18 protein-coding genes are annotated in these 11,689 nt (G+C 76.1%); 9 read left to right on the top strand and 9 right to left on the bottom strand.

The features are described 5' to 3' along the window. Positions 1 to 122 precede the first annotated feature (122 nt). From ACFV0G_RS23835 to ACFV0G_RS23825, 3 genes are all read left to right on the top strand, one after another. Entirely contained in the window at positions 123 to 1,574 is a 1,452-nt protein-coding gene (locus ACFV0G_RS23835; RefSeq protein WP_380551393.1) for a hypothetical protein, read from the top strand. A gap of 52 nt (positions 1,575 to 1,626) precedes the next feature. Further along, positions 1,627 to 2,439 (top strand): leucine-rich repeat domain-containing protein, encoded by an 813-nt coding sequence (locus ACFV0G_RS23830; protein ID WP_380551390.1) that lies wholly within the window; start codon positions 1,627 to 1,629, stop codon positions 2,437 to 2,439. A gap of 278 nt (positions 2,440 to 2,717) precedes the next feature. After that, on the top strand, positions 2,718 to 3,041 hold the full coding sequence (locus tag ACFV0G_RS23825; RefSeq protein WP_380551387.1) for a hypothetical protein: 324 nt from the start codon (positions 2,718 to 2,720) through the stop codon (positions 3,039 to 3,041). Between the two features lie 30 nt (positions 3,042 to 3,071). On the opposite strand, the gene ACFV0G_RS23820 is transcribed toward ACFV0G_RS23825, so the two are convergent. From ACFV0G_RS23820 to ACFV0G_RS23795, 6 genes are all read right to left on the bottom strand, one after another. Then, positions 3,072 to 4,502, bottom strand: a complete 1,431-nt coding sequence (locus ACFV0G_RS23820; protein ID WP_380551384.1) for a diaminopimelate decarboxylase — start codon at positions 4,500 to 4,502, stop codon at positions 3,072 to 3,074. 110 nt (positions 4,503 to 4,612) lie between these two features. Continuing rightward, positions 4,613 to 5,083, bottom strand: a complete 471-nt coding sequence (locus ACFV0G_RS23815; RefSeq protein ID WP_380551381.1) for a hypothetical protein — start codon at positions 5,081 to 5,083, stop codon at positions 4,613 to 4,615. Between the two features lie 102 nt (positions 5,084 to 5,185). After that, positions 5,186 to 5,443: a hypothetical protein gene (locus tag ACFV0G_RS23810; RefSeq protein WP_380551378.1), complete on the bottom strand. Its 258-nt coding sequence runs from the start codon at positions 5,441 to 5,443 to the stop codon at positions 5,186 to 5,188. Continuing rightward, positions 5,430 to 5,702, bottom strand: a complete 273-nt coding sequence (locus ACFV0G_RS23805) for a DUF6400 family protein (RefSeq protein ID WP_380551376.1) — start codon at positions 5,700 to 5,702, stop codon at positions 5,430 to 5,432. The genes ACFV0G_RS23810 and ACFV0G_RS23805 overlap by 14 nt, the downstream gene beginning before the upstream one ends. A gap of 71 nt (positions 5,703 to 5,773) precedes the next feature. Then, on the bottom strand, positions 5,774 to 6,112 hold the full coding sequence (locus ACFV0G_RS23800) for a YrdB family protein (RefSeq protein WP_380551373.1): 339 nt from the start codon (positions 6,110 to 6,112) through the stop codon (positions 5,774 to 5,776). Next, positions 6,109 to 6,561 carry a hypothetical protein gene (locus ACFV0G_RS23795; RefSeq protein WP_380551370.1) on the bottom strand — a complete coding sequence of 151 codons (453 nt, stop codon included), beginning with the start codon at positions 6,559 to 6,561 and terminating at the stop codon, positions 6,109 to 6,111. The genes ACFV0G_RS23800 and ACFV0G_RS23795 overlap by 4 nt, the downstream gene beginning before the upstream one ends. 61 nt (positions 6,562 to 6,622) lie before the next feature. Here ACFV0G_RS23795 and ACFV0G_RS23790 point away from each other — a divergent pair, with 61 nt between their 5' ends. The 3 genes from ACFV0G_RS23790 (at position 6,623) to ACFV0G_RS23780 (ending at position 7,667) form a co-directional block, all read left to right on the top strand. Then, complete coding sequence (locus tag ACFV0G_RS23790) at positions 6,623 to 7,090, top strand: MarR family winged helix-turn-helix transcriptional regulator (RefSeq protein WP_380551367.1); 468 nt, start codon at positions 6,623 to 6,625, stop codon at positions 7,088 to 7,090. 104 nt (positions 7,091 to 7,194) lie between these two features. After that, a complete protein-coding gene (locus tag ACFV0G_RS23785; protein ID WP_380551364.1) occupies positions 7,195 to 7,356 on the top strand; it encodes a hypothetical protein in 162 nt (53 codons plus the stop codon). After that, positions 7,356 to 7,667, top strand: coding sequence for a hypothetical protein (locus ACFV0G_RS23780; RefSeq protein WP_380551361.1), 312 nt, complete (start codon positions 7,356 to 7,358; stop codon positions 7,665 to 7,667). The genes ACFV0G_RS23785 and ACFV0G_RS23780 overlap by 1 nt, the downstream gene beginning before the upstream one ends. Before the next feature lie 132 nt (positions 7,668 to 7,799). Here ACFV0G_RS23780 and ACFV0G_RS23775 read toward each other — a convergent pair whose 3' ends face one another. Next, positions 7,800 to 8,630: a hypothetical protein gene (locus tag ACFV0G_RS23775; protein ID WP_380551358.1), complete on the bottom strand. Its 831-nt coding sequence runs from the start codon at positions 8,628 to 8,630 to the stop codon at positions 7,800 to 7,802. 324 nt (positions 8,631 to 8,954) lie between these two features. Between ACFV0G_RS23775 and ACFV0G_RS23770 the strand changes: the two genes are divergently transcribed. Then, complete coding sequence (locus ACFV0G_RS23770) at positions 8,955 to 9,290, top strand: hypothetical protein (protein ID WP_380551355.1); 336 nt, start codon at positions 8,955 to 8,957, stop codon at positions 9,288 to 9,290. Positions 9,291 to 9,410: 120 nt separating this feature from the next. Here ACFV0G_RS23770 and ACFV0G_RS23765 read toward each other — a convergent pair whose 3' ends face one another. After that, positions 9,411 to 9,743 carry a branched-chain amino acid transporter permease gene (locus ACFV0G_RS23765; RefSeq protein ID WP_380551352.1) on the bottom strand — a complete coding sequence of 111 codons (333 nt, stop codon included), beginning with the start codon at positions 9,741 to 9,743 and terminating at the stop codon, positions 9,411 to 9,413. Beyond that, positions 9,736 to 10,491, bottom strand: a complete 756-nt coding sequence (locus tag ACFV0G_RS23760; protein ID WP_380551349.1) for an AzlC family ABC transporter permease — start codon at positions 10,489 to 10,491, stop codon at positions 9,736 to 9,738. Before ACFV0G_RS23760 ends, ACFV0G_RS23765 begins: the two co-directional genes overlap by 8 nt. Positions 10,492 to 10,565: 74 nt before the next feature. Here ACFV0G_RS23760 and ACFV0G_RS23755 point away from each other — a divergent pair, with 74 nt between their 5' ends. Both ACFV0G_RS23755 and paaI read left to right on the top strand, forming a co-directional pair. Continuing rightward, on the top strand, positions 10,566 to 11,012 hold the full coding sequence (locus tag ACFV0G_RS23755; protein WP_380551396.1) for an Lrp/AsnC family transcriptional regulator: 447 nt from the start codon (positions 10,566 to 10,568) through the stop codon (positions 11,010 to 11,012). A gap of 164 nt (positions 11,013 to 11,176) precedes the next feature. Continuing rightward, entirely contained in the window at positions 11,177 to 11,614 is a 438-nt protein-coding gene (gene paaI / locus ACFV0G_RS23750; RefSeq protein WP_380551346.1) for a hydroxyphenylacetyl-CoA thioesterase PaaI, read from the top strand. Positions 11,615 to 11,689 lie beyond the last annotated feature (75 nt).

Genomic DNA, 11,689 nt, shown 5'->3' with positions numbered 1-11,689 from the left:
GGCCGCGCGCGGGGCGGGGGGGGGGGGGCCCCGCCCCGGCCCGCCCCCCCCCCGCCCCCCCCGGGGCGCCCCCCCGGGGCCCGCCGCGGCGGGCGGCGCGGTCCGTCCGGGAGGCCGACGCGGTGCTCGCCGCCGTGCCGGCACCGGACTGGCCGCAGCTGGCCGCCGCCCACCGGCGCGAGCCGTTCGGCCTGTCGCAGCAGCGGGCGCTGATCGCCCGCCCGGACTGCCCGGACGCCCTCACCGCAGCGCTGCTCACCCCGTGGCAGCCGCGTCTGGCGAACCGGCTGGCGGCCCGGCGGCGACCGCTGCCCGCCGCGGTCTGGCGGCCCGGCCTCGTGCGGCTCGGCGAGCTCCGCCCGTCCCTGCTGCGGCATGTCCTCGCCCACCCCGACGGGCCGGCCGAGCGGACCGCCGCCGACCTGCTGGACGGCACCCCGCGGGTCGACCTGCTGGTCCGGATCGTCGACGGCTACGACCACAACCACGGGGCGCCGGCCGGGACGTTCTGGGCCGCCGTCGGCTCCGCGCTGCGGGAGGAGCTCGGCGCCGACCCCGATGCCTGGCGGGCCGCCGCGGCGCTGGTGCCGCACCACCCGGGACGGCTCGCGCCCCTCGTCCGGCGGATCCGGCACGGCGCGACCGGCGCGGCCCTTCCGGACGGCCCCGATCTGCGCGTGCTCGCCCAGGCGCCGCCCGCGGTCCTGGCCGCCGTCCTGGCCGGGCTGGACGACGCCCGACTGGACCGGCTCGCCGACCGGTCCTGGGGCCGGCTGCGGGCCCGCGAGGCGCTCCGCGCCGGGGTCCTCGCCCGGATCCGGGCCGCCGGGGCGCCGCCCCGTGCGCTCTACACCCGCTGGGCGTACGGGCCCTCCCACCGCCATCTCGCCACCACCGTCTGGCTGTTCGGGGCGGACCCGGACTTCGACCGGCGCACCCGGGAGGCCGCCTGCACCGATCCGGCGCTGCGCAGCGCGCTGGCCGCCCGCCACGCGGTCGACGCCACACCGGGCACTGCACCGGCGACTGCGCTCCGCGGCTGCGCGGACGCGATCACCGCGGAGGCGGTCCTCACCGAGTTCGTCGGTGAGCCGGCCCGGCCGGCGCCCTGGGCAGAGCTGCTGACGGCCCATCACGCCGCGCCGCTGCCCGAGCCCGTCCTCTGCGCGCTGGCCGCGCGGGCGGGGTTCCCGCCGGAGCTCGCCGAGGCGCTGCCGCCCGCCCGACAGCGTTGGCTGGCCCGGCACTCGCCGGCCGCCGCGCGGGCCGTCCTCGCCCGGCCCGACGCCTGGTCCGACCCGTGGCTCCTGGAGCAGATACTCAGCGGCCGCGTCCTCACCGCCACCGAGACGGTGGCCCTGCTGCGTCCCGCTGCCCGGGCCCTGCGGCACGGCCGGTGGCTGCGCCCCGGCGACCGCGGCGCCGCCGCCTGGCAGGACGCCTGCCGGACGGCGGTCACCACCGCAGCCGCCGGCGCGCCGCCCGGTTTCTGGCCCGCCGTGGCGGCCCTGCTGCCCGCCTTCGACGGCCCGCTCGCCGAACTCCTCGCCGCCGCGCGCCGGCCGGCCCCCTGACCACGGTCGCCTGCCCCACGGCCGCGATCGGGGGCGACGCTACCGTGTGGCCATGAGCGAGGAGTTGAAGCCACAGGTGTTCGCCAACCGGTGGGCCGGCGCAGTGGCTCCCGGTGACCACGAGCGGTCGCGGGACGAGTGCCGGTGCCTCCGGCCGCCCCGCAGGCGGCCGCGTCATCGACCGACCGCCTTCCACCGGGAGGTGCAGGACACCACCGCACCGGGCTGGCTCCGCCTGCTCGACCTGGTCGAGGAGGCCGCGGCCGACGGCCGGGAGGTCTTCGCACCGCTGGTGGAGCTCACTCCCGAGCAGCGGCGCCAGGTCGTCACCCTCCCCCCGACGATCGCCCGGCTCACCGCGGTGCAGCACCTCGACCTGTACGGCAGCAACCTGGTCCGGGTCCCGCCCGAGATCGGTGCGATGCAGAGCCTCGAGGAGTTCACCCCGTACAGATCCCTCCGCCTCCACTGGTTCCCCTACGAGATCACCCGCTGCCGCAACCTGCGGCACAGCACCGTGAGCACCCGCGCGCTGTACGGCAGCGAGACGTACCGGTCGCCCTTCCCGCTGCTGTCGGCCCCGGCGAACGCGGCGCACGGTGCCGATCCGGCGGACCTCCCTCCCCGGGCCTGGGGTGTCACGGCGATCCGGACGTGCAGCGTCTGCGACCGGCGGATCGCCGGCACGGAGGGCCTGCGGCAGGTCTGGATCTCGCTCTGGACGTCCGGCCGGGATGTCCTGCCGCTGCTGGTCAACGCCTGCTCGGCGGCGTGTGTGGACGCGCTGCCCGCGCCGGCGGAGGGCTATGTCCCGCATCCGCACACCGGCGGCCTCGCCGTCGTGCAGCCCGACCCGGAGGACTGACGGCCCCTGCTCTCCGGCCCGGGGCAGCGGCGGCGTACGGCCGGTACCCGGAGCCCGGTGAGTGTCGAATCCATCATGCCTGTTCGGAGGCGGTCGCGGTAGGACGGAGCGCACGTCCGTTCGGACTTGTCGCAGCTGACGGTCCGCCCGCAGACTCGTCGTCATCCACTCCCCGACGTCCGTGTCGGCAGTCGTCCCCGGCTGCCGGCGCGTTCGCCGTGCTGTCCCGCCGTCCGGCGGGTGCCGGGGCGGGGGGTGACGGAGCGATGGGGGGAACGATGGATCAGGACATGGTGCTGCGGGCGAGGGTCAAGCTGCTGAGCGCCGGCCGCCGGGTGGTGCGCGGGGTCGAGGGGCTGACGATCTACCGGCTGCTCTCCCGGGTCGAGCCGGAGGTGTACGGGTCGAAGCTGGCCTACGTCCTGGTGGAGGCCAGTGCGTCGCCCCTGGTGCGGGAGCTGCCCGAGCAGCGGCTGGCCCTGCTGGAGGAGGCGGTGGCGGTGGCGACGGCCCTCGACCCGGTGAACCCGTTCCGGGCCAAGGTGCTGGCCAGGGCGCTGGACGCCCGCCGCCGGGAGCTCGACGGGCGTCCGGGGATGTAGATCCGGACCGGACCCGGCCCGGACCCGCCGTCATCGGTGGTGGCGGGGCATCGGGCCGGGCCGGTGCGGACGGGCCGTGCCGTTCTCGACCGGTGCGGCCGGTGCGGACGGCGCGGTCAGGGCGGTCAGCGCGTCGGCGTACCGGCCGCCGGCCTCGGCGGTGAGCTCCGCGAGGGTCTGCTCCGGGCGGACGGTGGCGAAGCGGATCCGCCCGCCGGCGGTGGTGAAGCCGTGGATCGCCGGGCGGGGCACGCTGTTGTAGGCCCAGGGGGCGGAGGTGTAGTAGCCGCCGGTGTCGTGGAGGACGACGAGGTCGCCCGGTTCGATCCGCGGCAGGGCCCGGACGCGGGCCACCACGTCGCCGGCGAAGCAGAGCGGGCCGGCCACGTCCTGGGGCTCGGTGGGCCCGTGCCGCCTCGTCCCGTCCGGGCGGTGCACGTCGACGCGCAGCGGCCAGGCGTCCGGCATGAGGACGGTGCGGGTGGCCAGGTGGGCGCCGGCGTGGGTGAGCGCGATCCGGCGGCCGCCGACCTCCTTGGTGTACTCCACCCGGGCCGCCGTGAAGCCGTGCTTGGCGACGACGGAGCGGCCGAACTCGGTGACCAGGCCGTACCGGCCGCTGAACAGGCCGGGGACGGCGGCGCGCAGGTGGGCCGCGTAGTCGGCGTGGGTCGGACGCACCTCGTCGTCGTCGAAGTTGACGGGCAGTCCGCCGCCGAGGTCGATGCCGGTGACCCGGCCGGAGCCGGCCCGGCGGTTGACCTCCTCGGCGAGTTCCCAAACGGCCCTGATCCCGGCGGCTATCAGGTCGGGCGGGCAGCCCTGCGAGCCCACGTGGACATGCACCCGGGTGAGCCACGGGTACCGGTCGAAGGCGGCGAGGACCTGCTCGTACGCGCCGGGGTCGCGCAGCGGGACGCCGAACTTGGAGTGCTCCGAGGCGGTGCTCATCGCCCCGATCGTCCCGGCCCCCACCTGCGGGTTGAGCCGCAGCCCGAGCACGGAGCCGCGGGGCCGGACGGGCAGCAGGGCGGCGATCCGCTCCAGTTCCCCGAGGTTGTCGGCGTTGACGGCCACGCCGAGGTCGAGGGCGGTGGCCAGCTCGGCGGGGGTCTTGGCGGGCGAGTCGAGCACGATCCGCTCGGCGGGGATCCCGGCCGCCAGGGCGATGGCCAGCTCGCCGGGGCTCGCCACCTCCGCTCCCAGCCCGGCGTCGGCGACCAGCCGCAGCACGGGAACCAGCGCCGCCGCCTTGACCGCGAAGGTGTGGAGGACGGGCGCGTCCGTCCCGAAGGCCGTCTGCAGGCCCGCCGCGGTCTCCCGGACGCCGTCGACGTCGAGGAAGCCGGCGGCCACGTGCTCCTCCCCGACCAGCCCGGCCGCTGCCGCCGCCCGGATCACCCGGTCCCGCCGTTCGGCGTCGATCCACCGGCGCCCGCCGTCCTCGCGCGTGCTGTCCACCGTGTCCGCTCCTCCTCGTTCGGCCTGTCGGGAACGGCACCGGAACCCTGGCGGACCTCGCGGGGGCCGACGGGGCAGCCGCGGCGCCGCCGGCCGGTGCGCGGCGACGGTCAGCGGGCGGGGCGCGGATAGCGCCGGTTGGCGCGCATCGCCGCACGGACCTCGGCCGCGCGGCGGGCCTGGCCGTCCGCGTCGAGCCGGCGGCCGCCGTCCTCCTCGTGGACGTCGATGACGGTGCCGTTGGGCCGGCACCACGGGCACACCCGGGACTGCTCGATCAGCCAGCCGTCCTCGCAGCCCAACGGGCAGGTCGGCACGGCGACCAGGTCGAGGGCGATGTCGTCGGCGCGTTCCAGCAGGTCCGGGCCGGGCAGGTGGGCGTACCGCTCCCACCAGCGGCGCTCGATCCGCTCCCGCAGGCGGGCGGCGGAGGTGCCGTCGGCGAGTTGGCGGGCGATCTCCTGGCGCATGCCGTGCGGCATGCCGCCGCGCCGGTCGAGGGCGCGCATCAGGGGGCCGGGCACGGCGGCCGCGACCCAGGCGGCCGGGTCCTGGCCGAGGGCCGGGAAGGGGCTGCTCATCGACTGTCCTTCGGACTTCCGGATCGGTTCAGGTCCAGTGAAGCCCGCCCGGGCGCCGCGCCGCAACGCCACCTCCCCGCCCCGGGCGCGAGCCGTGGCCGGTCAGTGCCCGGAGAGTCCGTCGGCGGGGCTCCGCCACGCCGAGCGGGTGGCGCCGAAGCCGGTCTCGTGCGCCCAGACGTGGGTGCAGGCGGGGCACTGCAGGTGCAGCAGGCTGCCGGTGTTGGAGAGCAGGAAGCGCCAGTGGTCGCTGCAGCTGCGGCGCTCCCGGCACGGGTCGCAGCCGCGGGCGTCGTCGCACCTCGGGCACGCCACCCAGGCCCGCCGCCCGAGGTCGGCCTGCGGGTCAAGGGGAAGCATGGCCGCGTCCCTGCCGCGGCAGCACGCCGGCCGCCACCAGGTCGTCGTGGATGCGCTGCTGCTGCTCGTCGAGGCCCGAGTAGAGCAGGGCGTGGGCCTCCTCCTCGCCGCGCAGGACCTCCACCGGGTCCCAGGTGTCGCCGAGTGCGGCCATCACCTGGGCGCGCCGCCGGGTCTCCCCCTCGGTGAGGTCGAATTCGAAGTCGACGAGGCCGTCCGGGCCGGTCGGCTCTGCCGGATCCGTGGTGCTGTGGAACATGGGACAGAAGTTAGGCAAGGCTTACTTCGGCCGTCAAGACCTGTCCCGGAACCGTGTCCGTTCCCACAGGGTCACAGCGCCAGATGGACCGCGGTGGTGAGGACGTAGAGGGCGGCGAAGACCACGGCGGGACGCCGTCGCCCCATCGCGACCAGGGCGGCCGCGGCGCTGCCGAACCAGAGCAGGTCCAGTGCGGCCCGGGCCGCGCCGTGCAGCGGGACGGCCGCCCCCGGCGCCCCGAACACCGCCCAGAGCCCGGCCCAGCCGGCGACCAGGGCGAGGGCGGCCGGCCACCGCCCCCACCGCGGGAGGCCGCGGCGGGTGAGGCCGTAGGCCGCCACGGCCGCGTAGACCGCCAGTTCCAGGGCGAAGGCCAGGGTGTCGTCGGCCGTCCGGACGGAGTGGATCACCGCACACCCCCCGCCGGCGCGGCGGACGGGCGCGGGGCCGCGGCCCCGGCCGACCCGGCCGCCCGCAGCGCCGAGCCGAGGTGCAGGACGGCCAGCAGGCCGGCCCCGATCACCATCCCCGGGTTGTGCGCCGCCAGGCCGATCACGGCGTCGCCGACCTGGACGGCGCCCGCGACCGCCAGCAGCGGCACCAGAGCGCGGCCGGACCGCCCCGCCAGCACCTGGTGGATCAGCACGGCCCCGAGGGGCAGCGCCCGGGCCGCGTACGCCGCGGCGTAGAGGTGCACGCCGCCGGTGACCGCCGAGCCGGCCGCGAGGACGATCCCCGGGTCGAGCAGGCCGGCGAGGGCGGAGCCCATCGACACCAGCGACCCGAGGACGTTCGCGGCCACGAGCGGGCGGGAGAGCGGACTGGGGCGTGCGGGGTCGGCGGCGTTCCCGTGTGCCATGTGCGTCATCTCCTGAATGATTCGAGTTCTGAATGATTACAAGGAGGATAGTATCTCTGCCATGAGCGCCGTCAACCCCCCTCCGCTGACCTCCTCGCTGGCCTTCCGGCTCGGCACCCTCGGCACGGTGGCGACGGCGCGGTTCGCCGCGGCGATCGAGAGCCGCGGCCTCAAGCCCAAGCAGGTCGGACTGCTGGCCGCCCTGGACGCCGGCGCCGCCGCCTCCCAGCTCGAGCTCTCCCAGGCCATGGGCGTCGCACCGAGCCTGGTGGTGAGCCTGGCCGACCAGCTGGAGGCGCTGGGCGCACTGCGGCGGGTGCGCGACTCCGCCGACCGGCGCCGCCAGGCCCTCGTCCTCACGGACACCGGACGGGAGCTGCTCGCCGACTGCGCGGCCCTGGCCCAGGAGGTCGACGCCGGGCTCGCCGCCGCGCTGACCCCCGCCGAGCGGGAGGCGCTGCGCAGCGCGCTCGGCATCCTCGCCCGCGAGGCCGGGCTGCCCGCCGACCCGCCGGCCGCGCACTCCTGACCTGCCGCCGGATGAGCAGGGGGCGCGCGGCGCGCGGGTTCTGACGCTCGGCCACCCGATCATGGGCACAGCGCGCTACCGTCTGCGTACAGGAGGTGGCGCCCATGTCCAGCCAGCCACAGGTCTGTCCCGGTTGCGCCGGGCAGCGCGGGACGGAGAAGGTCGAGCACACCGTGGACCGGGACGCGCAGGGCCACCAGATCCACCGGGAGCACCGCTACTGGTCGCCGTGCAGCCGCTGCGGGGGCTCCGGGGTGGTGCACTGATGAGACTGCTCTTCGTCTGCCAGGCCTGCGGCGCCCGCTACTTCCCGCCCACGGCGATGGCGTACCCCGACGGCACGCCGGCCAGTGCCGTCTGGTGCTCCGTCTGCCGGGCGGCCGCCGCCGCCCGCGGTATCCGGGAGCCGGAGGCCCTCGCCGCGGTGGCCATGCTGCTCGCCGTCCGCGCGCTGAACGCCGCGCTGGCGGCCCGGGCCAGGGGCGACCGGGCGGCCCGGCCCGACGTCAGGCCGTCCCGGCCCGCCCGCACCCGCCGCGCCGCCCGCGGGCCCGGCACCAGGACCAGGCTCGGCTGACCTCACCCGGCAGACCACCGGCTGCCGGTGGAGTGCGGCCACTTCCCGTGGGTGGAGAACCCGGGGGCCGTCCGGGCGGCCTTCGCCGACCTGACGGCCCTCCTCCCCGCCTCCGGCTGACCGGTCAGGCCGTCAGCACTTCACCGCCGTACTGAACAGGGACATCGCCGTCACCTTGCCGCCGTCGACGGCGAAGAACAGCTCCCAGCCGGCCGCGCCGTCGATCGGCAGGCGGAACCCGCCGTCGACTGCCTCGACCTTGGCGTACGCCTTCTTCAAGTCCTGCTCGGTGGAGCCGGCGCCGATGCCCTCGGCAGTCCGCGCCTTCGGCGGGGCGATCAGCTGCTTGAGCCCGCCGGTGCCGAACTTGGCGCCGCCGACCGACTCGAAGGCCTTGTCGCGGGTGGCCTGGAGCTTCAGCTCGTCGGCGATCGCGGTGGCCGAGTCGGCGAGCAGCTTGGCGGAGTCCGCCGACCGCTTGGCGTCCTCGGCGTACTCGCGGGCCGACGCACCCGGGCCGGCCCGGTGGGCGTCCGCATCGGCCTGGGCCTTGTCCGCCTTGGCCTTGGTGTCCTTGGTCTTCGCGACGGCCGCGGTCTCGGCGGCGATCGCGGCCGGGTCGGGGGCCGGCCCGTCGTGGTACGTGTAGAAGGCGCAGCCCTCCAGGGCCGAGAACGGCGTGCTCTGCAGCGCCCCGCCCGCCAGCGCGGCGTCCTTGGCCGTCCCCGGGGCGATGCCGCGGTAGCCCTTCGGACCGAACACCTCGGCCTGCGCCGCGGCCGATCCCTTGCCGTCGCCGGAGCCGGAACAGCCGGTCGCCCCGGCCACCAGGACCGCCACCGCCAGGGCGGCGGAGAACAGCCGGGCGCGGCCCCCGCCGCGACGGGCGTGCCGGACGGCTGCTGTCCGCACCGGATCGGGAGACTCGGCAGCGGTCGGGACCGGCGGCTGGGCGTGCGTCATGAAGTACCTCGTGCTTCGCGGTGTACGCGGCCACCTGATGGGGCTCCCGCGCCGGCGGTCGCCGGTGCGGAGCCGCCGCGGCACCACCCCATGCCTGTGTGCGGCGCCCCTGCGCCGCTCCCCCCGGGTGGCCGCCCTGCGGTTGGCCGGGTGACAGCATGGCAGATGCTTCGGGGTCGCTCAAACGGTTTCCGATCATCCGTCAGACGGCCCTCACCTGCACGGTTGTCCGCGGCAGGGGTCGCACGGGCCGACTGCCGTCCGCACCGCGCGGTGCCCGCCGATGCCGACGGGTTGTCAGACGGGCGTGCCACGGTGGGCCGCATGACCGACACCGTTCACCACCGGCCGGCACCGTCGGCCGGCACCGGCAGCCGCGGACCCGAACCCTTCACCGACCCCGGCGCCCACACCCTTCCGGCGCTCCGCGCCCTGCTCCCCGCCGCACCGCCGGGTCCGATCACCGGGACGGCCCTGGTCGCCGCCCTGCGCGCGGCCGAGGGCGCGGCCCGCGCCGAGCCCCGGGAGCTCTGGGGCTTCGCCGCGATGAACGCGGAAGCCGCACTCAACGCCCTGCCGGGCGCCCGCCCCAGCGCGGCAGAACTGTGGGCCGTGGCCCTGGAGTACGCCACCATCGCGGCCTCGCCCGGCCACCACTGACCCGGCCTCCCGGCCTGCACCGCACGCCGTCAGCGCGCCATGGAGCGGCCGAGCTCGGCCGCCCTGGCCCGCAAGCCGCACGCACCGCGGGGCGCGGCTCGACCGGGGTCCCGTCCCGCTTCAGTGCATGGGCAGGGTGCTGGCCAGCGCCACGTGCACGGCGGTGCCGCCGATGATGCTGAGCAGGGCGCTGCGGCGCCACAGGTGCAGGCCGACGGTGACGGCCAGGGCGGCGACCGGGGCGAGCAGCCGTCCGGGGTGGGTCAGCGGCAGGTCGCGCAGGCAGTAGACGAGCAGGATGACCATCACGCCGGCGGGCATCCGGGTGCTGAGGTAACGCACCGTCCGGCTGGCCCGCAGCGGGGTCAGGGCGGCGAACGGCAGGGCGCGCAGCGCCCAGGTGACCGCCGCGGAGACGGCGACCGCGGCGATCAGGTAGCGGGTGTCAGGCATGGTCCGGGCTCCTGCGGGTGACCAGGCGGCGGGCCAGCAGCCCGGCGGTGAACAGCACGAACGCCGTCGCCAGCAGCTGGCCCGGGAGGACGAGGCGCGCGATCAGGGCGCTGAACAGGGCGAGCAGCGGGGTGGGCAGGTCGCCGCGCCGGTCCTTGAGCGCATCCAGGGCGAGCACGACGAACAGGGCGGTCATCGCGAAGTCCAGGCCGGTGACGCTGTCGGGGATCAGTGCCCCGGCCAGCGCGCCCGCGGTGGCGCTGCCGACCCAGTACAGGTGCATGAGCAGTTGCAGCCACAGGATCCGGCGACCGCCCCAGGTGCGGGCCTGCTCGCCGGTGGTGAGGGCGTAGGCCTCGTCGGTCAGCGCGAAGGTGCTGTAGGCGCGCCCGGCGCGGCCGGTCACCCGGTGCAGCGGGAAGGAGAGGGCGTAGAAGACGTGCCGGAGGTTCACCAGGAAGGCGGTCAGCGCGACCGTGGCGAGCGGGGCGACCGCGGCGGCCAGGCCGACGAGCAGGAACTCGAACGACCCGGCGTAGACGACCGCGGTGAACAGGGTGGCACACCACCAGGGCAGGCCCGCGTGGGTGACCAGCACGCCGAAGGCGAGGCCCAGCGGAACGAGCCCGAGCCCGACGGACGTGGAGTCCTTGGCGGCGGCAACGGCATCGGACGGCGTCCGCGGCGGTGGCGCGGACTCCGGGGCAGGCCGGGGCGGGCCGCCGACGGCGACCGGAGGAGTTCCCATACGGACATATTAGGCCGGTCATGGCCTCATATGGTTTCCGGTTATGGCCGTAGGATCACCCTGTGAGCAATGAAATGACCCTGGATGCCATTGATCGCGACATTGTGTTCCACCTGCGGCGGGACGGCCGGCTGACCAACGTCGAGCTGGCCAAGCGGGTCGGTCTGACCCCGCCGCCGTGCCTGCGCCGGGTCAAGCGGCTGGAGGAGGCCGGCGTCATCAGCGGCTACCGCGCGGTGATCGACCCGGCGGCGGTCGGCCGCGGGCTGGAGGTCCTGGTCGACGTCGAGGTCCACGCCACCGACCGGAAGACCTTCGAGGAGTTCGAGGACATCGTCGCCGCCTACGAGGAGGTCACCGAGTTCCGCCGCCTGTTCGGACGCCCGGACTACTTCATCCGCGTCGCGGTCGCCGACCACGCCGCCTACGAGGACTTCCTCACCCGCAAGCTCAGCGGCCTCCCCGGCGTCCTGCGGCTCACCTCCCACCTGACCATGAAGCGGATCAAGGGCGGCCTCTGAGCGCGGCGGGCGGAGCGGCACCGGCGCGAAAAGCCGGTGCCCGGGCGGCCGCGCATCAGCGGCACGGAATCCGGCGGCCATTGACACACCGCGGCGCGGCTCGATGTAATTCTCGTGGACGGAGCACCGGCCGATTCGGGCCGCTCCCGGGGGAGGCGGGAATCATGGGCACGGATATCGGGCCGGCGATTGCGGGGAATTCCCGGATCGCCGCACTGTACGAGCGCGACCGGACCTGCCAGGAGCTGGGGATCACCCTCGACGAGGTGTCCACCGGGCGGGCCCGCATGGGGATGCGGATCACCGCGGCCATGGTGAACGGCCACGGCATCGCCCACGGCGGCTACCTGTTCCTCCTCGCCGACGCGGCCTTCTCCTACGCCTGCAACAGCTACGGCCCGGTCACCGTCGCCCAGGGCGCCCAGGTCACCTTCCTCGCCCCGGCCGCGGTCGGCGACGACCTGGTCGCCGAGGCCGTGGAGCGCACCCGCTCCGGGCGCCAGGGAATCTACGACGTGAGCGTCCGCCGGACCACCGGCCAGGTCGTCGCAGAATTCCGCGGCCAGAGCGTCACCCTCGCCGGAAAGCCGCACGCGGACTGATCCTCCGCGGCCATTTCCGGCCCTCCGGAATTCCCTCTCCGTTCGACCGGAATTCGGCGCGGAGCGGCCCCTGTC

The sequence above is a fragment of the Kitasatospora sp. NPDC059571 genome, assembly GCF_042735675.1.
Classification (GTDB): Bacteria; Actinomycetota; Actinomycetes; order Streptomycetales; family Streptomycetaceae; genus Kitasatospora.
This window is presented reverse-complemented; position numbering and strand designations above follow the sequence as displayed.

Coding starts and splice junctions, on each gene's coding strand:
- ACFV0G_RS23830 (WP_380551390.1), top strand. CDS start 1,627: ATGAGCGAGGAGTTGAAGCCACAGGTGTTCGCCAACCGGTGGGCCGGC.
- ACFV0G_RS23825 (WP_380551387.1), top strand. CDS start 2,718: ATGGATCAGGACATGGTGCTGCGGGCGAGGGTCAAGCTGCTGAGCGCC.
- ACFV0G_RS23815 (WP_380551381.1), bottom strand. CDS start 5,083: ATGAGCAGCCCCTTCCCGGCCCTCGGCCAGGACCCGGCCGCCTGGGTC.
- ACFV0G_RS23810 (WP_380551378.1), bottom strand. CDS start 5,443: ATGCTTCCCCTTGACCCGCAGGCCGACCTCGGGCGGCGGGCCTGGGTG.
- ACFV0G_RS23805 (WP_380551376.1), bottom strand. CDS start 5,702: ATGTTCCACAGCACCACGGATCCGGCAGAGCCGACCGGCCCGGACGGC.
- ACFV0G_RS23795 (WP_380551370.1), bottom strand. CDS start 6,561: ATGGCACACGGGAACGCCGCCGACCCCGCACGCCCCAGTCCGCTCTCC.
- ACFV0G_RS23790 (WP_380551367.1), top strand. CDS start 6,623: ATGAGCGCCGTCAACCCCCCTCCGCTGACCTCCTCGCTGGCCTTCCGG.
- ACFV0G_RS23785 (WP_380551364.1), top strand. CDS start 7,195: ATGTCCAGCCAGCCACAGGTCTGTCCCGGTTGCGCCGGGCAGCGCGGG.
- ACFV0G_RS23780 (WP_380551361.1), top strand. CDS start 7,356: ATGAGACTGCTCTTCGTCTGCCAGGCCTGCGGCGCCCGCTACTTCCCG.
- ACFV0G_RS23775 (WP_380551358.1), bottom strand. CDS start 8,630: ATGACGCACGCCCAGCCGCCGGTCCCGACCGCTGCCGAGTCTCCCGAT.
- ACFV0G_RS23770 (WP_380551355.1), top strand. CDS start 8,955: ATGACCGACACCGTTCACCACCGGCCGGCACCGTCGGCCGGCACCGGC.
- ACFV0G_RS23765 (WP_380551352.1), bottom strand. CDS start 9,743: ATGCCTGACACCCGCTACCTGATCGCCGCGGTCGCCGTCTCCGCGGCG.
- ACFV0G_RS23760 (WP_380551349.1), bottom strand. CDS start 10,491: ATGGGAACTCCTCCGGTCGCCGTCGGCGGCCCGCCCCGGCCTGCCCCG.
- ACFV0G_RS23755 (WP_380551396.1), top strand. CDS start 10,566: ATGACCCTGGATGCCATTGATCGCGACATTGTGTTCCACCTGCGGCGG.
- paaI (WP_380551346.1), top strand. CDS start 11,177: ATGGGCACGGATATCGGGCCGGCGATTGCGGGGAATTCCCGGATCGCC.